A 16,256-nucleotide genomic window follows, 5' to 3' on the forward strand; every position below is an offset into this window, starting at 1 on the left:
CGCAGACGCCGCTGCGCCGCACGCGATCGATCGCGTGCGGCGCAGCGGGATGCTGGATCCGGCGCGGAGGCTACGACGCCTTCTGGTCGTTCGCCTTGCCGCGGCGGGCGCGGAGGTACTGCAGCCGCTCCTCGAGCAGCTCCTCCAGCTCGGCGCGCGTGCGCCGCTCGAGCAGCATGTCCCAGTGGGTGCGCGCCGGCTTCTCCGCCTTCGCGGTCGACTTCGCGAGCGTCCCGTCCTCCTCGAGCAGCTGGCCCTCGAGCCCGGTGCGCGGGCTCGTCCAGCGCTCCGGGATCTCGGCCTCCGCCGCGAACGTCACGGAGAACGTCGTCCCGTCCGCGGCCCGGTACTCGCGCACCGTCCGCTCCGAGAACACGACGCCCTCCTCGCTCTGCAGGCTCTGCCCGCCCAGCCGCATTCCGCGCAGACTGCGATCTGCCATGTGAAAACCCCTCTCCCCGACGTCACCGGTATAACGGTGATCCGGCGCGGACGATTCCGGAAACGGGTCCTTTCAGGCCCTTCCCAGTGCCTCTGAATGCCACGCGAACAATCGCGGACCCGATGCGACGGCGATCAGCGGAGCGCGTCCCGGGCCAGATCGGCGCGGTCGGTGACGATCCCGTCGACGCCGCGGGCCACCAGCTGGCGCATCCGGACCGGGTCGTTCACCACCCAGACGTGCAGCTCCGCGCCGCTGCGGCGCAGCTCCGCGATCGTCCACGGCGTCATCAGGTCGGTGCGGAGCGCCTGCTCGGGCACCTGCACCGCCTGCACGCCGCGGACGGCGAGGGCGAGCAGGGCCGGCAGGCGCAGGCGCACGCCGAGCACGATCAGCGCGACCGACGCCGCGGACACCGAGGTCGGCGCGCCGGGCAGCGCCCGCAGGGCCGCGAGGCGGCGGCGGCGCGAGAACGACGCGATCAGCACCCGGGAGGTCGCGTGCGCGGCGAGCACGGCCCGTGCCGCGGGCCCCGCGGCCGCGGGGTGCTTCACGTCCACGTTGAACGGGGCGTCCGGGCAGGCCGCCAGCGCCTCGCCGAGGGTGCAGAGCGCGGGATGCGCGGCCCGCAGATCGGCGAGCGAGGTCGAAGCGACCTCGCGGCCGGCGAGGCGCGGGTCGTGCGCCAGCACGGCGTGCCCGTCGGCGGTCGCGCGGACGTCCGTCTCGAGGTGGGTGGCCCCGGCGGCCAGCGCGGCCCGGAACGCCTCCACGGAGTTCTCGGGCGCCTCGAGCGCGAGCCCGCGGTGCGCGATGATCCGGGGCAGCGGGCCGACGAACCATCCCGCTCCGCTCACGCGTCGGATGCCGGGGGAGCGGGCGGGCGCACGGAGGAGCCGGCGTCGGAGGCGGGCGCGCCGCCCGCCTCCGCGAGGCCCCGCCCGAAGGCGCCGCCGATGCCCTTCAGCGCCTCCGTCAGCTCGGACGGGACGATCCAGAGCTTGTTCGAGTCCTTCTCGGCGATCTTCGGCAGCGTCTGCAGGTACTGGTAGGCGAGCAGCGGCGAGTCCGGCTTCCCGTCGTGGATCGCCTGGAAGACCGTGGTGATGGCCTTCGCCTCGCCCTCGGCCCGCAGGACGCGGGCCTTCGCCTCGCCCTCGGCGGAGAGGATCGCGGACTGCCGCTCGCCCTCGGCCTGCAGGATCGCCGACTGCTTCGTGCCCTCCGCGGTGAGGATCTGCGCCCGGCGGCTCCGCTCGGCGCGCATCTGCTGCTCCATCGAGTCCTGGATGGAGGCGGGCGGCTCGATCGACTTCAGCTCCACGCGGTTGACGCGGATGCCCCACTTGCCGGTGGCCTCGTCCAGCACGACGCGCAGCTGCCCGTTGATGTTGTCGCGGCTGGTGAGCGCCTCCTCGAGGTTCAGCCCGCCCACCACGTTGCGCAGGGTGGTGGTGGTGAGCTGCTCGACCGCGACGAGGTAGTTCGCGATCTCGTAGGTGGCCGCACGCGCGTCGGTGACCTGGAAGTAGACGACGGTGTCGATGGAGACGACGAGGTTGTCCTCGGTGATCACCGGCTGGGGCGGGAACGAGACCACCTGCTCGCGCAGGTCGAGCAGCGGCACCAGCCGGTCGATGAAGGGGATCAGCAGGTTCAGCCCGGGCGAGAGGGTCTTGTGGTACCGGCCGAGCCGCTCCACGACGCCGGCGCGGGCCTGCGGGATCACCCGGACCGCGCGCGTGAGCACGACGATCACGAAGATGACGACGACGATCGCGAGGACGATCAGGAACAGCTGGCCGATGAAGGCTCCGGCATCGATCATGTGGCGGGGTCTCCTTCGCCGGTCGGGGCGGTGGTGGCGGATCGTGGGGCGGCGGGGGCGACGACGGCGGTCGCGCCCTCGATGGCGACGACCGTGAGCCGTGCGCCCGCGCCGACCTCCGCGTGCTCGTGCGCGTCGTCGAGCCGCGCCGTCCACGTCTCGCCGTTGGCGAGCCGGGCGTAGCCCGTGCCCTCCGCGAACACCGTGGTCGCGCGCGCGGACATGCCGGACAGGGCGTCGACGTTGGTGCGGTGCGGCTCGCGGCCGTGCACGAGCAGCCGGTAGAGCAGCGGCCGGACCGCGAACACCAGCAGGCCCGAGAGGACGGCGGCGGCGACGACCTGCAGGGGCCACGACCAGCCGAGCAGCCAGGTGCCGAGCCCGCCGACCAGGCTGCCGATCGCGATCATCAGGAACACGAGGTTCAGCGTCAGCAGCTCGAGGACGACGGCGCCGACCGCGATCACCAGCCAGAGCAGCCACGTGTACGCGAACAGGTCGGGGAACACGGCTCCTCCGTGAGTCGGGTACTCGACGGTAGCACCGGGAGGGCGCGCGATAGGTTCTTCGGTCGTGACCGACGCCGATGCGACGCCCGCCCCTCGTGACCGCGCCCTCATCACCGGCTCCGGCCGGGGCATCGGGGCGGACACCGCCGTGCTGCTGGCGCGGCACGGCTTCGACGTCGTCGTCAACTACCGCGACGAGAAGAAGGCACGCCGTGCCGAGGCGGTCGCGCAGAAGGTCCGCGACGCCGGCGGGCAGGCGCTCGTCGTCCGCGCCGACCTCACCGACGACGCGAGCGTCGAGGCGATGTTCCGCGAGGTCTCGTCCGCCTGGGGCGGGCTCGACCTGCTCGTGCTGAACGCCTCCGGCGGGATGGAGGCGGGTGCCGCCGAGGACTACGCGCTGCAGCTGAACCGCGACGCGCAGGTGCGGGTGCTCGAGGCCGCCGTGCCGCTCATGGACTCCGGCTCCCGCGTCGTCTTCGTCACGAGCCACCAGGCGCACTTCATCCGCTCGACGCCGACGATGCCCGAGTACGAGCCGGTCGCCCGCAGCAAGCGTGCCGGCGAGGACGCGCTGCGCGAGCGCGTCCCCGCGCTGACCGAGCGGGGGATCGGCTTCGTCGTGGTGTCCGGCGACATGATCGAGGGCACGGTGACCGCGCAGCTGCTGAACCGGGCGAACCCGGGTGCGCTCGACGCCCGGCGCGAGGCGGCCGGGCGCCTCTACTCCGTCCAGGAGTTCGCGCAGGAGATCACGGCCGCGGCGCTCGAGGACATCCCGGTCGGCCACCTGCGGCTGGTCGGCGACGTGTCGAGCTTCGGCCCGATCGACTGATGGCGGAGCGCTCCACCGCCCGGCTGGTCGTCGCCGACGCGGACGACCGCGTGCTGCTGTTCCTCACCTACGGCAAGGACCACGCGGTGCCGCCGCGCTGGATCACCCCCGGCGGGGGAGTGGACCCGGGGGAGGGCTTCGGCGAGGCGGGCGTGCGCGAGCTGCGGGAGGAGACCGGCCTCGTGGTCGACTCGGTCGGCGAGGAGTTCCACCGCTACGACGGCCCGGTCGACACTCGCTGGCACCCGTACGAGACGGGGCACTGGGCGTGGTTCGCGCTCCGCACCGAGCGGTTCGACCCGAGCGACGCGGAGCGGATGCCGGACGAGCTGGTCGACATCGTCGGCACCCGCTGGTGGTCCGCGGACGAGCTCGAGGCCTCGGGCGAGGCGTACGAGCCGGCGGACCTGCCGGACCTGATCCGGGCGGGGCTCGCCCGCCTCTGACCCGGTCCGGCGGACCGGGCGTCCCGTGCGGGAGCATGGGGCGGTGCGCTCCTTCCTGGCCGGGATCGGCGACCTCGGCGGCGGCTTCCGCTTCTGGCTGACGCACCCGCGGCTGATGCTGCTCGGCGCGGTGCCCGCGCTGATCGTCGGGGCGGTGTGGGCGGGCCTGCTGATCTGGCTGCTCGTCGCGCTCGACGGGCTGGCCGCCGCGGTCACGCCGTTCGCGGCGGAGTGGGTCGACCCGTGGCGGACCGTCGTGCGCGGGCTCGCCGCGCTGGCGCTGCTCGTCGTCGCGCTCGTGGTCGCCGCGCTCACCTTCACGGCGGTCGTGCTGACGGTCGCCGACCCGTTCTACGAGCGGATCAGCCGCGGGATGGAGGAGCACCTCGGCGACCCGCCCGAGGCGCGCGACGTGCCGCTGCTGCCCGGGCTCGCCCGCGCCGCGCGGGACGGCGCGCGGCTCACCCTCGCCTCCGTCGGCGTCGGCGTGCTCGTGCTGCTGCCCGGGCTGGCGCCCGTGGCGGGCGCCGCGATCGCGACCGTGGTCGGCGCGGTCCTCGGCGGCCGCCTGCTCGCCCTCGAGCTGACGGGCACCCCCTTCGACGCCCGGGGCATCGGGCTCGCGGGGCGCCGGGCCGCGCTGCGGGGGTGCCGGGCCCGGGCGCTCGGCTTCGGGGTCGCCGTCTACCTGCTGTTCCTCATCCCGCTCGGGGCGGTCGTCGCGACGCCCGCCGCGGTCGGGGGAGCGGTGCGTCTCACCCGCGCGGCGCTCGCGGCGGCGCGCTAGCGGCGGACCGCGTCCCGCTGGACCAGGTGCTCGACGCGGACGCCGTCGACCAGCTCGCCGATGCGCTCGAGGAACCGCGCGGTCTGCGGCCGCGCCTCGTGGTCGGCGTGCCCCGTCGCCGTGTACGTCTCGAAGAACAGCCGGGCGAGCGGTGCGTCCGCCACCTCGTGCACCGCGTAGGTGAGCGTGCCGGGCTCCTCCGCCCGGATCCCGGGCAGCAGCTCGGCGACCTGCGCGTCGAAGACCGCGAGCGCGTCGGCGTCGGGCAGGTCGAAGCGCACGGCGATCCCGGCGGCGGGGTGCAGCGCCGCGTCGGCGGCGAGCGCGTCCCTCAGGATCCCGGCGTGGTCGAAGGCGAGCGCGTCGTCGGCCAGCACCTGCGCGACGGGCACCCAGTGCGCGTCGGCCGCGTCGTCGCCACCGGAGACCGCGGGCAGCGCGGCGGCGGCGTCGACCGTCGTCAGGCGCGCCCACCAGGCGACGCTGACCACGCGGCCCCGCGGGTCGCGGCCGGGCGCGCCGTAGGCCCCGAGCTGCGCGAGCGGAACGTCGAGGTGGAGGCCGGTCTCCTCCTCGAGCTCGCGCCGCGCGCCGTCCTCGAGGATCTCGTCGGGCTCGACGAACCCGCCGGGGAACGCCCAGCGCCCGGCGAACGGCTCGCCGCCGCGCCGGACGAGCAGGACGTGGTCGGTGCCGCCCGCCGAGGCGAGCAGCACGGTGTCGGCGGTCAGCGCGGCGTTGTCGTGGACGGGCACCCCGGCAGCGTGCCACCCGGCGCCCGGGCGTTCCCGGAAGGGCCCCGCGGAACGGGGCCGGGTCAGCCGGACGCGGCGACCGAGCAGGTGCTCTCGCTCGCGGTCTGACCGCTCAGCCCGCTGATCGGCGCGTCGTGCTTCGTCGGCGCGGTGGTCGCGCCGCCGCTCGGCGAGCCCGAGGCCGAGGCCGAGGGCGAGGGCGACGCCGTGCTGCGCGTCGTCGATCCGGTCGAGGTGACGTCGGTCGCGTAGCCGTGGGTGCCGCGGGCGAGCACGACCGGGGTGTCGTGCTGCAGGTGCTTCAGCAGGACCGCGGTCAGCGCCGGGTCCGGCATCACCTTGTTCGGGTTCGCCGGGTAGGGCACCGTCGGCAGCTGCACGAGCGACAGGTCGTGCAGCGGGACCTGCAGCAGCGCCGCCATCATCCCGACGAGCACGTCCGGCTTCGCCATGGACGTGGACAGCGAGACGTTCTTCGCCGTCTGCTCGGCGAGGGCGAAGAGCTTCGCCGGGTCCGTCAGGGTGCCCTCGCTCGTCGCCTGCCGCAGCAGCGACGACATGTACGCCTGCTGCGACGAGATCCGGGCCAGGTCGCTGCCGTCGCCGACGCCGTGCCGGTCGCGCAGGTAGGCGAGCGCGGTGCGGCCGGTGACGACCGACCGGCCGGCGGGCAGGCGGAGCCCCGAGTCCGGGTCGTCGATCGCGCGGCTGACGCAGACGGGCACCCCGCCTACGGCGTCGGCCATCGCGATCGTGCCCTGGAAGCTGAACTCGGCCGCGTAGGGGATCGTCAGCCCGGTCAGGTGCTGCACCGTGGTCACCACGCAGCCGAGGCCGCCGCGCATCAGGTCGATGTTCAGCGGCTGCGCGGCCTCCGCCGGGACCTGCGAGCCGTCGTCCGCGACGCAGGCCGGGTGGTCGACGATCGTGTCCCGCGGCATGCTCAGCACGACGCCGCTGCGGTGGTCGGCCGCGACGTGCAGCAGGATGTCGACGTCGTTCTGGGTCGACTGCCGCGACGCCCCGAAGCCGTGCTGGCCGCTCGCGTTGTCGGCGCCGACGAGCAGCACGTTGAACGCGCCGCTGAGCGGCTGCGCCCGCTGCTGCTCCGGCGACTGGTGCAGGGCGACCGCGTGGGACGCCACCTCGGCGTCGAGCGTGTGCAGCCAGACCGCCGCGACGCCCGCGCCGCTGACGAGCAGGACCGTGACGGCGATCGCCGTCACCCGGACGGCGGAGCGCAGCGCCCGGCGCAGGGGAGGGACGCGCCGCGCGTGCTGCGGGGCGACCCGGGGTCGGCGTGCTGCCACGTCCGCACTGTGGCGCCGTGCTCGGGCGGGCGCGAACGACGCGCCGTCCGCGGGCCGTCCTCAGGCCCCGCGCAGCGGATCTTCATCGACGCGTCTCAGGGTCGGCGATCGCCCAGGTGCGCCCGGGTGAGCGCGTCGTAGTCCTCGTCGCTCAGGTCGTCGATGCGCTTCGCCTCCTTGCGGTCCGTGCGCACCCAGCGCCGCAGCAGCAGGATCAGCGCCGGCAGGTCGGCGGCCTCCGCCAGGCACCAGAGCAGGTCGCCCGCCAGCTGCTGGTCGCGCAGCGGAGACGGCACCCAGAGCGGCGCGCCGGCGGCGCGGTGCACGACGCCGTCGAGCACCGTCGCGGCGAGCCGCATGAGGATGCCGGGCAGGGCGTCCGCGACGAGCTCCACGAAGGCGACGGTGAACTCGCCCGTGATCCGCAGGCTCGACGCCTCGACCAGCGGCTCCGCGAGCGGGGCCGCGACCGCGAGCCCCAGCAGCGGGACGGCGACGTCGACCGCGCCGCCGCCGCCCGCGGTGGTGCGCAGCCAGCCCGCGACGGGCGTGATCAGCAGCGCGAAGACCGCGAGCGGCACGAGCGGCGCCACGACCGGGCTGCCGAGCGCGCGGACGAGCCGCGACCCGCGCAGGGCGTGCACGCGCGCCGACGACGTCGCGGCCTCGAGCAGCGACAGGGGGCGGCCGAGCACGACGAGCGCGGGGACGGCGACGACGAGCAGCGCCACCCGGGTGACGAACACCCAGCGCGAGTCGGCGCTGTACACGCCGAGGAACCCGAGCGAGACGAGGAGGTAGGCCCCGAGGCCGCCCGCCACGAAGCCGACCGTGCGCCGAGAAGGCCACGCACCGCCGCGCGCCCGCACGCGCCGCACCCCGGCCAGGTAGGCGATCAGCGCGACGGCGGCGAGCCCGAGCGCCCAGGGATCCAGGCGGAGCGAGAGCAGGGCGCCGATCGGCGGGACGACGCCGGGCGGGATCATCGAGCCGCCGCAGCGGGGGAGCGGTCAGCGGTCCGCGTCGTCATCCGCACCGGTCCCGGTCGTGCACCGCAGGATCGTAGGCGCGTCCAGCTCGGTCCCGGCCGCGCTCCGCTCAGCCGCCCGGGCAGCCCTGCGTCTCGACGAAGACCGAGTAGATCGACCGGGACGCCGCGATGAACAGCCGGTTCCGCTTGGGCCCGCCGAAGCAGAGGTTCGCGACCGTCTCGGGCAGCAGGATCATCCCGAGCAGCGCGCCGTCCGGGGCGAAGCAGTGCACGCCGTCGTACCCGTCGCCGCCGCGCCCGGCTGCGGCCCAGATCCTGCCGTCGACGTCGACCCGCATGCCGTCGGACGTGCCGCGGCCCATGTCGATCACCCACCGGCCGTCCCGCGGTCTGCCGTCGACCATGTCGTAGGCGCGGATGTGGGTGTCGACGACGTACAGCACGGACTCGTCGGGGGAGAAGGCGATCCCGTTCGGCCTCGCCATGTCCGTGATCACCGCCTCGATCGCGCCCGTGCCCGGGTCGACGCGGTAGACGGCGCAGGGCAGCTCCTCCGGCACGCGCTCGCCCTCGTACATGCTCATCAGTCCCCAGGCGGGGTCCGTGAACCAGACGGCGCCGTCCCGGCTCACGACGACGTCGTTCGGCGCGCTGAGCCGGCTGCCCTCGAACCGGTCGGCGAGCACGGTGATCGAGCCGTCGTGCTCGGTGCGGGTGACGCGGTGGGTGAGGTGCTCGCACGTGACGAGCCGCCCCTGCCAGTCGCGCGTGCTCCCGTTCGCGTTGTTCGAAGGGGAGCGATAGTCCCGCACCTGCCCGTCCGCCTCGGACCAGCGCAGGATGCGGTCGTTCGGGATGTCCGAGACGAGCAGCTCGCCGCGGTCGCCGAACCACACGGGCCCCTCGAGCCACCGGGCGCCCGTCCAGAGCCGCTCGACGACCTCCTGGTACGGCACGAGGTCGCGGAAGCGCTCGTCGACGACGACGACCGCGGGGTCGGGGAAGCGCACGATCGTGCGGTCGCGGTCCCAGGCGGCGGCGGTCGCGCCGGGGGAGGGCTGCGCCACGGTCAGCCCCGCCCGATGAACGGCATGCCGGCCGCCGCGACGGTGAGCCACTGCACGTTCGCGCCGGGTGGCAGCGAGGCCATGTGGACCAGCGAGGCGCCGACATCGGCGACGGAGAAGGTCGGCTCGGGGCGCCGCTCGAAGTCCGCCTGCAGCACGCCCGCGGACATGCCCTCGGTCATGTCCGTCGCCGCGTTGCCGATGTCGATCTGCCCGCAGGTGATGCCGAAGCGGCGTCCGTCGAGCGACGTCGACCTCGTCATCCCGGTGACGGCGTGCTTGGTCGCGGTGTACGCGATGGACAGCGGCCGCGGCACCTGCGCCGAGATCGAGCCGTTGTTCACGATGCGGCCGCCCTGCGGGTCCTGCGCGCGCATCACGCGGAAGGCCGCGCGGGTGCAGAGGAACGTCCCGGTGACGTTGAGGTCCACGACCTGCCGCCACTCGTCCACGTCGACCTCGTCGATCTCGACGGTGCTGCCGCCCCGGCCCGCGTTGTTGAACAGCAGGTCCAGGCGGCCGAAGCGGGCGACGACGTCGTCGAACAGGCGGTCGACCTGCGCCTCGTCGGTGACGTCCGCCGGGAAGGCGTGGACCCCGGCGGCCTCCGCCGCGACCGCCTCGAGCGGCTCCCGCCGTCGCCCGACCACGGCGACGGTCCAGCCGGCGGCCGCGAGCGCCCGCGCGCACGCGGCGCCGATCCCGCTGCCGCCGCCGGTCACGATCGCGATGCGCTCCGCTGCCACGGGGTCATGGCTACCAGAGGCCGACTGGAGGTGCGGCTGCGCGCCACCCCTCGGCAGCATCTGACATAAGGGACATTATCGGCGGGCCGCGCGGGCCCTCCTGAGCCCCGATCCCTTCGAGCCGATAATGCACATTATGTCAGGTTGAGCAGCGATCGAGCCGGTCGGACCCTCTACCTCGTCAGCTCCTCGCGGATCGCCTCGAGCCCCGTCAGCAGCTCGGTGAACGACGTGCTGAGCGGCGACAGCCCGATGCGCAGGCCGTCCGGGCCGCGGAAGTCGGGGATCACGCCGCGACGCTGCAGCGCGGGCACGACGTCGCGGAACCGCTCGTGGTCGATCGTCACGTGGCTGCCGCGTCGTGCCGGGTCGCGGGGCGACGCGAGCCGCACGCCGAGCGGCGCGAGCTCGGCGTCGAACCACTCGATCGCGAACGACGTGAGCGCGCTCGACTTCGCGCGGACCGCATCGATGCCCGCCTCGTCGATCAGCGCGAGCATGTCGGCGATCGGCCGCATCGCGAGGATCGGCGGCGTGCCCGAGAGGAAGCGCCGGATCCCGGCGTCCGGCTCGTACCGCTCCCCCATGGCGAAGACCTCCGCGGCGCCCATCCAGCCCTGCACCGGCTGCCGCAGCGCGGGCAGCAGGTCGCGGCGGGCGTAGAGGAACGCGGGGGCGCCCGGTCCGCCGTTCAGGTACTTGTACGAGCAGCCGACCGCGAGGTCGACCCGCCAGTCGTCGAGGTGCAGCGGCAGCGCGCCGACGGAGTGGCTGAGGTCCCACACCGTCAGCGCCCCGGCGGCGTGCGCGGCCGCGGTCACCGCCGCGGCGTCGACGACGGCCGCGGACCGGTAGGCGACGTGGCTGAGCACCACGGCAGCGGTCCGCTCCCCCACCGCCTCGGCCACCTGGTCGACCTCGACCCCGCCGTCGTGCGGGGCGTCGAGCGCCACGAGGCGTGCACCGGTCTCGTCCGCGATCCCCTGCAGCAGGAAGCGGTCGGTGGGGAAGTCGGCGGCGGCGAGCACGACCTCGTCGCGGCCGGGCCGGGCGGCGAGCGCCGCCCTGATCGCCTTGTAGAGCAGCACGGAGGTCGAGTCGCCGACGACGGTCTGCCCGGGCGCGGCCCCGAGGACCACGCGGCCGAGCTCGTCGCCGAGCCGCTCCGGCTCCGCCATCCACCCCTCGTCCCAGCCGCGGATGAGCCGGGCGCCCCAGCGCTGCCGGGCGAACCGCTCGAGCCGCTCCCCCGTGTCCTGCAGGGGCCGGCCGAGGGAGTTGCCGTCGAGGTAGGCGACGACCTCGTCGGTCAGCAGGAAGCGGTCCCGCAGGGGGCGCAGCGGATCGGCCTCGTCGAGCGCGGCCGCACGCGCGCCGGCCCCTGCTGCGACGTCCGGCTCCCGCACCCGTTCCTCCACGCCGACATCCTCCCGGACCGCCGCGCTGCAGCAGCATGGAGCCGTGCACCGATGGATCACGAGGGCCGGCTACCTCGTCGCGACCGCGTTCGCGCTCGCGTGGGCCCTGCCGCTCAGCCGGGGCCGCGTCCGGCGCGAGGCGGGGCTCGTGGTGCTGACCGGGCTGCCCCGCTGGGCGTTCGGCCGCGGGGGCACCACCGTCGGGGGCGTGTACCTGACCGCCTCGAACGACTCCCCCGCCGTGCTGCGGCACGAGGCCGTGCACCGGCAGCAGTGGCTGCGGCACGGGCTCACGATGCCGATCCGGTACGCGCTCGCGGGCCGCGATCCCGCACGCAACCGCTACGAGGTCGAGGCGGGGCTCGAGGACGGCGGCTACGCCGCGGGCTGACCCCTCAGGGGCCCCGGACGTCGATCGTCGCCGTGCCGAGCCGCGTGCCCGCCGGGACGGCGTCGGCCCCGAAGGCCGTGGCGAGGACGGCGGCGAGCGGCGTCGCGACCTGGACGGTCGAGCCGTCCAGCACCGACGAGGACGACACGTCCGCACCGATCGGCGAGGTCGTGCCGCCGTCGAGCGTGAAGAGGCGCATGCCGGTGGCCACGGAGCGGCCGTCGACCTCGACGTCGCCGGTCAGCACGCCGCCGTCGCGGAGGTCGTCGAGCGCGAGGTCCGAGATCCGGACGGTCGTCCCGTCCGCCCGCAGCACGAGGCCGGAGCCCAGGTGCTCGAGGTTCCCCTCCACGGTGACGCGCGCGCCGATCGACCGGTTCACCGTGAGGGAGCCGCCCGTGACGGGCAGCGCGAGCACGTCGCCCCGCAGGGTGGCGTCGCCCACCGCGAGCGGCAGCACGTCGGCCTCGTCGAGCGCGGAGGTGAAGGCGGGGTCGAGCGAGATCCGCGTCGTCCCGGTCAGGCCCGAGTAGCGGACGGGGGCTGCCGCGCCCTCCACCTGGTCGCTGCCGGCACCGGGCAGCGTGGTGTTCCCGCTCGCGGCCTGCGCGCAGCCGGTGAGGCCGGCGGCGAGCACGACGGCGGCGGCCGGGACGACGAGGGTTCGGGCGAGGCGGGGCATTCGACACTCCTTCCGGTCGGGCCCTCCACGGTCGCAGCCGGAGGGGTGCCGCCGCTGGACGCCCGCGGTGAACCCGGTGGACGAGCGCCGACTGAGCGACCGTGGAGCGGGGCCGGGGATCCTGGAGCGGCGCGGGAGGAGGCCGGATGCGCGGGAGCAGCAGGACGACCGGTGCCGAGGTCGCGACGGCGGCCCGGCTGACCGCGGCGATCGCCGGAGCCGTCGGGATCGCCGCGGCCGCCGGCCGGATCGTGGACCGGCGGCAGGAGCGCAGGGAGGCGCGCCGGGATCCCGGGCAGAGCCGCACCGATCTCGACTCGCGGGCGACGCTGCGGCTCGCCGAGTCGGCCCCGCCGCCGGACTGGGCCGGCAAGCCGCGGAGCCCGACGGATCTGCACGGGCCGACCCTCCGGTTCGCGCTCCGCCAGAGCGTCCTCGCCTTCCGGGCCGACCGGTGCAGCGATCTCGCGGGGTCCCTCGTCTACCACGCCGTGCTGGCCGTCGGGCCCGCCGTGCTGGTGGTGCTCGCGATCTTCGGCTTCTTCAGCCCGGACGCCGTCGACGCACTGGTGCAGCGGCTGCAGCCCGTGCAGGCCACCGCTCCGAGCACCTACGACGTCGTCACGAGTGTGATCCGCGCGGCGTCGCAGACCCCTGCGCCGGGCGTCGGACTCGCGCTCGGCATCGCGGGGGCCCTCTGGTCCGCGTCCGGCTACGTGCGCTCGATGGGGCGCGCGCTGAACCGCGTCTACGAGGTCGCGGAGGGCCGCCCGGTGTGGCGGCGCTGGCCCGAGCAGATCGCGCTGACGATCGCGATCGTGCTGCTGGCCGCGGCGGGCGCGCTGCTGCTCGCGTCCGGCGGCGACGTCGTGACCCGGATCGCGAGCGCCCTGGGCCTCGCCGGACCCGCCTTCGTCGTGTTCCAGGTCGTGCGGTGGCCGCTGCTCGTCCTCATCGCCGCGACGGCGCTCGCCCTCCTGTACTCCTTCGCGTCGAACGTCCGGCAGCCCGGCTTCCGCTGGACCAGCCCGGGCGCCGTCCTCGCCCTGATCGCCTGGGCGCTCGCGACCGCCGGGTTCGCGCTCTACCTCTCGGTGGCCGGCGGCTTCGGCAGCACCTACGGCCCGGTCGCCGGCGTCGTCGTCTTCGTGCTCTGGCTCTACCTCACGAACCTCGCCCTGCTGCTCGGGGCGGAGCTCGACGCGGAGCTCGAGCGCGCCCGCGAGCTGCAGGCCGGGATGCGGGCCGAGCACCGCATCCAGCTGCCCCCGAGGGACGCGGACGACGTCACGAGCCGCACGGAGCGGCGGGACGCGACCATCCGCTCCGCGGTCCGCCTCCGCGAGACCCGGGGTCGCGTCGGCTGACGGGTGCGGGACGCGACGCAGCCTCCGCCGGCTCTGAACACGGGCCGAACGCTCGATGTGCACCAGCCCACAGCGCGCCGTCAGCCCGGGCCTGCACGATTGCCCGGTCGAGGGAAGGGGTCCGGCATGCCGGAGAGCACACCGAGGTCGACCGCCCAGGAGGTGACGACCGCTGCGGGCATCTCGGCGGGGGCCGCCGCCGCCATCGGAGCGGTCGCCCTCATCGGACGCGCCCGCGGCGGACGGTCGCAGGGCGGGCGGCGACCGGCGCGCTCCGGCGTCGGCACCCCGGACGACGTCGCGGCGTCGACCCGGCACCAGGCGGCCGAGGCCCCCGACCCGGATGCCCCGTCCAAGCCGGAGGGCCCCGAGGACCTCCACAAGCCGACCCTCGGCTACTCGCTGAAGTCCACCCTCCGCGAGTTCTCCAACGACAAGTGCACCGATCTCGCCGCGAGCCTCGTCTACTACGCCGTGCTCGCCCTCGGCCCCGGCATCATCGCGATCGTCTCGATCCTCGGCCTGCTGAACCCGAACGCGATCGGGACCCTGCAGGACGAGGTCCTGCAGCCCGCACTGCCCCCGCAGGCCTACGACCAGATCAGCGGGCTCGTCCAGAACGCAGCCGCCTCCCCCGCACCCGGCATCGGGCTCGCGATCGGCATCCTCGGCGCGCTCTGGTCCGCGTCCGGCTACGTCGGGGCCTTCGGCCGGGCGATGAACCGGATCTACTCGATCCCGGAGGGGCGGCCGATCTGGAAGCTGCGGCCGACGCAGCTGTTCGTGACGGTCGTCGTCGTGGTCCTCGTCGTGCTGGGCGGCCTGCTGCTCGTCTCCGGCGGACCGATCCTCGAGCAGGCGGCGGGCCTGATCGGCATCGGCCCCGTCGGCCTCGTGGTCTTCCAGATCGTGAAGTGGCCGGTCCTCGTGCTCATCGCCATCGCGGCGGTCGCGATCCTCTACTACTTCTCGCCGAACATCCGGCAGCCGAAGTTCAAGTGGACCAGCACGGGCTCGGTGGTGGCGCTCTTCGTGCTCGCCCTCGCCACGACCGGCCTCGGGCTCTACCTGTCGTTCACCGGCGGCGGCAGCTACGGCCGGTCGTACGGGCCGATCGCGGGCGTCGTGATCTTCCTGCTGTGGCTCTGGATCACGAACCTGGCGCTGCTGTTCGGCGCCGAGTTCGACGCGGAGCTCGAGCGCAGCCGCGAGCTGCAGGCCGGCATCGCGGCGGAGGAGCAGATCCAGCTGCCGCCGCGCGACACCCGGCAGTCGGACAAGAAGGCGCAGCAGCACGAGAAGGCCGTCGCGAGCGCGCGGCGCCTGCGCGAGTCCCGGGGCACCGAGGACTGAGCAGCACCGAGAGCTGAACGGGCGGGCGCACCGCGTCGTGCGCCCGCCCGTCGACGGGTGAGGTCGCCCGGGATGCGCCCCACCGTCCGGACCGCCCCGGACGACCCTCGTCGGTCGCCGGGGCGGAAGGTCTCAGCCGGCGAGCGGCAGCGTGATCGCGCCCGTCGCCGGCCGCGGCTCGAACGAGGCGGCCGGACGCAGGCTCTGCACCTGCTTGCGGTCCCCCTTCCGCACGAGCGGCCCGACGACGAGGGCGAGGGCGAGGGCGGCGACGCACCAGGCGGTGATGCCGGCGAGGATCAGGACGACGGAGGTGAGCACGCGGTCAGGCTGGCACCGCGGCACCCCCCGGACGGGGAGGCGTCCGGCGCGTCGCAGCGCGCTCCGCCACCCCCCGAACGGGGGTCGCGCAGCGGGGCGGGAGCGCCCGGCGTGGCGTGCCCGTCCGCCCGTCCTGGGCGGGTATCCGGGCCGCGCGGCGCCGCGGTCAGCGGCGCTCGAGGAGCGCCGCGACCGCCTGGAGCGCGGCGTCCGCGTCAGGGCCGGTCGCGGCGACGCGGACGCGCGCGCCCTGCCGCAGCCCGAGCGCGAGGACCGCGAGCAGGCTCCGCGCGTCGGTCCCCTGCACGGTCACCGCCGCGTCGAACCCGGACACGGTGCGCACCAGGTCCGCGGCGGGCCGCGCGTGCAGGCCGTCGGGGTCCTCGAGCACCACCTCGCGCTCGAGGGGTGACAGCCCGTCGGCGGCCGGCGCGGGCTCGTCGGCCCGCTCCCCCGCCGCGGCCCGGCAGACCGCGTCGAGGCCGTCGCCCGCCTGCGCCGCGAGCGCGGCGGCGACGCCGCCCTCGGCGAGCGGACGGTCGAGCACGCGGACGCCGGCCGCGGGCGGGTCGTCGAGCAGCTCGACGACCGTCTCGGCGGTGAGGATCGCGCTGCCGAGGTCGCCGAGCACGGCGACGCCGTCGCCGCCGTCGGCCGCGCGGATCGCCTCCTCCACCCGCGTGGCGCTCGTGCCGATCCCGCCGTCGTCGTCCCCGCCGGCTGCGAGCAGGCGCACGTCCGGCGCCATCTGCGCCGCCAGCTGCACGAGGCCCTCGGCGATCAGGGCGCTGTGCGACACGAACACGAGCCCGACGCCCACGATCAGCCCCTCGCCGCGTCCGCCGCCGCCCGCAGCTGGTAGGCGGACGACTGCGCGCCGGGGTCGCGGTGCCCGGCGGCGCGCTCGCCCAGGTAGCTCGCCCGCCCCTTGCGCGCCACGAGCGGGTCGGTCGCCGCCGCGCCGCGCTCCGCCGCATCCGCCGCCGCCGCGAGCACGGCGGCGGGGTC

General features: G+C 75.3%; 20 protein-coding genes. 6 read left to right on the forward strand and 14 right to left on the reverse strand.

Translation table 11 applies throughout. The annotated features are described in order from the left end of the window. Positions 1-70: 70 nt before the first annotated feature. The 4 genes from ACFSBI_RS13700 to ACFSBI_RS13715 all read right to left on the reverse strand — a co-directional run bounded on the left by ACFSBI_RS13700 (position 71) and on the right by ACFSBI_RS13715 (position 2,779). Positions 71-442 (reverse strand): RNA polymerase-binding protein RbpA, encoded by a 372-nt coding sequence (locus tag ACFSBI_RS13700; RefSeq protein ID WP_377935845.1) that lies wholly within the window; start codon positions 440-442, stop codon positions 71-73. A 134-nt stretch (positions 443-576) separates the two neighbouring features. Then, positions 577-1,299 (reverse strand): glycerophosphodiester phosphodiesterase family protein, encoded by a 723-nt coding sequence (locus tag ACFSBI_RS13705; RefSeq protein WP_377935847.1) that lies wholly within the window; start codon positions 1,297-1,299, stop codon positions 577-579. Beyond that, the gene (locus ACFSBI_RS13710; protein ID WP_377935849.1) at positions 1,296-2,270 is read right to left on the reverse strand and encodes an SPFH domain-containing protein; all 975 of its coding nucleotides are present in this window, start codon (positions 2,268-2,270) and stop codon (positions 1,296-1,298) included. The genes ACFSBI_RS13705 and ACFSBI_RS13710 overlap by 4 nt, the downstream gene beginning before the upstream one ends. Continuing rightward, positions 2,267-2,779, reverse strand: coding sequence for an NfeD family protein (locus ACFSBI_RS13715; RefSeq protein ID WP_377935851.1), 513 nt, complete (start codon positions 2,777-2,779; stop codon positions 2,267-2,269). The genes ACFSBI_RS13710 and ACFSBI_RS13715 overlap by 4 nt, the downstream gene beginning before the upstream one ends. A gap of 64 nt (positions 2,780-2,843) precedes the next feature. On the opposite strand from ACFSBI_RS13715, the gene ACFSBI_RS13720 reads away from it, so the two are divergent. Genes ACFSBI_RS13720 through ACFSBI_RS13730 form a run of 3 tightly spaced genes read left to right on the forward strand, consistent with a single transcriptional unit; the run spans position 2,844 to position 4,847 of the window. Continuing rightward, positions 2,844-3,614 carry an SDR family oxidoreductase gene (locus tag ACFSBI_RS13720; RefSeq protein ID WP_377935853.1) on the forward strand — a complete coding sequence of 257 codons (771 nt, stop codon included), beginning with the start codon at positions 2,844-2,846 and terminating at the stop codon, positions 3,612-3,614. Then, positions 3,614-4,060 (forward strand): NUDIX hydrolase, encoded by a 447-nt coding sequence (locus ACFSBI_RS13725; protein ID WP_377935855.1) that lies wholly within the window; start codon positions 3,614-3,616, stop codon positions 4,058-4,060. Before ACFSBI_RS13720 ends, ACFSBI_RS13725 begins: the two co-directional genes overlap by 1 nt. Before the next feature lie 43 nt (positions 4,061-4,103). Then, complete coding sequence (locus tag ACFSBI_RS13730) at positions 4,104-4,847, forward strand: EI24 domain-containing protein (RefSeq protein WP_377935857.1); 744 nt, start codon at positions 4,104-4,106, stop codon at positions 4,845-4,847. Here the strand turns inward: ACFSBI_RS13730 and ACFSBI_RS13735 are convergent. The 6 genes from ACFSBI_RS13735 to ACFSBI_RS13760 form a co-directional block, all read right to left on the reverse strand. After that, positions 4,844-5,602 carry an NUDIX domain-containing protein gene (locus ACFSBI_RS13735; protein ID WP_377935859.1) on the reverse strand — a complete coding sequence of 253 codons (759 nt, stop codon included), beginning with the start codon at positions 5,600-5,602 and terminating at the stop codon, positions 4,844-4,846. The two genes, ACFSBI_RS13730 and ACFSBI_RS13735, sit on opposite strands and share 4 nt — an antisense overlap. A gap of 62 nt (positions 5,603-5,664) precedes the next feature. Further along, entirely contained in the window at positions 5,665-6,912 is a 1,248-nt protein-coding gene (locus tag ACFSBI_RS13740; RefSeq protein ID WP_377935861.1) for an LCP family protein, read from the reverse strand. Positions 6,913-7,007: 95 nt separating this feature from the next. Further along, on the reverse strand, positions 7,008-7,898 hold the full coding sequence (locus ACFSBI_RS13745; protein WP_377935863.1) for a cytochrome c oxidase assembly protein: 891 nt from the start codon (positions 7,896-7,898) through the stop codon (positions 7,008-7,010). Between the two features lie 112 nt (positions 7,899-8,010). Continuing rightward, a complete protein-coding gene (locus ACFSBI_RS13750; protein WP_377935865.1) occupies positions 8,011-8,970 on the reverse strand; it encodes an SMP-30/gluconolactonase/LRE family protein in 960 nt (319 codons plus the stop codon). A 2-nt stretch (positions 8,971-8,972) separates the two neighbouring features. Further along, the gene (locus tag ACFSBI_RS13755; RefSeq protein ID WP_465252518.1) at positions 8,973-9,776 is read right to left on the reverse strand and encodes an SDR family oxidoreductase; all 804 of its coding nucleotides are present in this window, start codon (positions 9,774-9,776) and stop codon (positions 8,973-8,975) included. Positions 9,777-9,889: 113 nt separating this feature from the next. After that, positions 9,890-11,134 carry a kynureninase gene (locus ACFSBI_RS13760; RefSeq protein ID WP_377935869.1) on the reverse strand — a complete coding sequence of 415 codons (1,245 nt, stop codon included), beginning with the start codon at positions 11,132-11,134 and terminating at the stop codon, positions 9,890-9,892. A gap of 43 nt (positions 11,135-11,177) precedes the next feature. Here ACFSBI_RS13760 and ACFSBI_RS13765 point away from each other — a divergent pair, with 43 nt between their 5' ends. Beyond that, on the forward strand, positions 11,178-11,525 hold the full coding sequence (locus ACFSBI_RS13765) for a Fe-S oxidoreductase (RefSeq protein ID WP_377935871.1): 348 nt from the start codon (positions 11,178-11,180) through the stop codon (positions 11,523-11,525). A gap of 4 nt (positions 11,526-11,529) precedes the next feature. On the opposite strand, the gene ACFSBI_RS13770 is transcribed toward ACFSBI_RS13765, so the two are convergent. Next, the gene (locus ACFSBI_RS13770) at positions 11,530-12,207 is read right to left on the reverse strand and encodes a hypothetical protein (protein ID WP_377935873.1); all 678 of its coding nucleotides are present in this window, start codon (positions 12,205-12,207) and stop codon (positions 11,530-11,532) included. Positions 12,208-12,353: 146 nt separating this feature from the next. On the opposite strand from ACFSBI_RS13770, the gene ACFSBI_RS13775 reads away from it, so the two are divergent. Together ACFSBI_RS13775 and ACFSBI_RS13780 are read left to right on the forward strand one after the other, a co-directional pair. After that, positions 12,354-13,574, forward strand: a complete 1,221-nt coding sequence (locus tag ACFSBI_RS13775; RefSeq protein ID WP_377935875.1) for a YihY/virulence factor BrkB family protein — start codon at positions 12,354-12,356, stop codon at positions 13,572-13,574. 126 nt (positions 13,575-13,700) lie between these two features. Beyond that, positions 13,701-14,927: a YihY/virulence factor BrkB family protein gene (locus tag ACFSBI_RS13780; protein WP_377935877.1), complete on the forward strand. Its 1,227-nt coding sequence runs from the start codon at positions 13,701-13,703 to the stop codon at positions 14,925-14,927. Positions 14,928-15,059: 132 nt separating this feature from the next. Here the strand turns inward: ACFSBI_RS13780 and ACFSBI_RS13785 are convergent, their stop codons facing one another. The 3 genes from ACFSBI_RS13785 to ACFSBI_RS13795 form a co-directional block, all read right to left on the reverse strand. After that, positions 15,060-15,248 (reverse strand): hypothetical protein, encoded by a 189-nt coding sequence (locus ACFSBI_RS13785; RefSeq protein ID WP_377935879.1) that lies wholly within the window; start codon positions 15,246-15,248, stop codon positions 15,060-15,062. A gap of 166 nt (positions 15,249-15,414) precedes the next feature. Further along, positions 15,415-16,068 (reverse strand): dihydroxyacetone kinase phosphoryl donor subunit DhaM, encoded by a 654-nt coding sequence (gene dhaM, locus ACFSBI_RS13790; RefSeq protein WP_377935881.1) that lies wholly within the window; start codon positions 16,066-16,068, stop codon positions 15,415-15,417. 2 nt (positions 16,069-16,070) lie between these two features. Continuing rightward, positions 16,071-16,256: DAK2 domain-containing protein (locus ACFSBI_RS13795; protein WP_377935883.1), on the reverse strand; the 186-nt coding region annotated here is incomplete at its 5' end.

Source organism: Amnibacterium endophyticum (assembly GCF_042680685.1).
Classification (GTDB): Bacteria; Actinomycetota; Actinomycetes; order Actinomycetales; family Microbacteriaceae; genus Amnibacterium; species Amnibacterium endophyticum.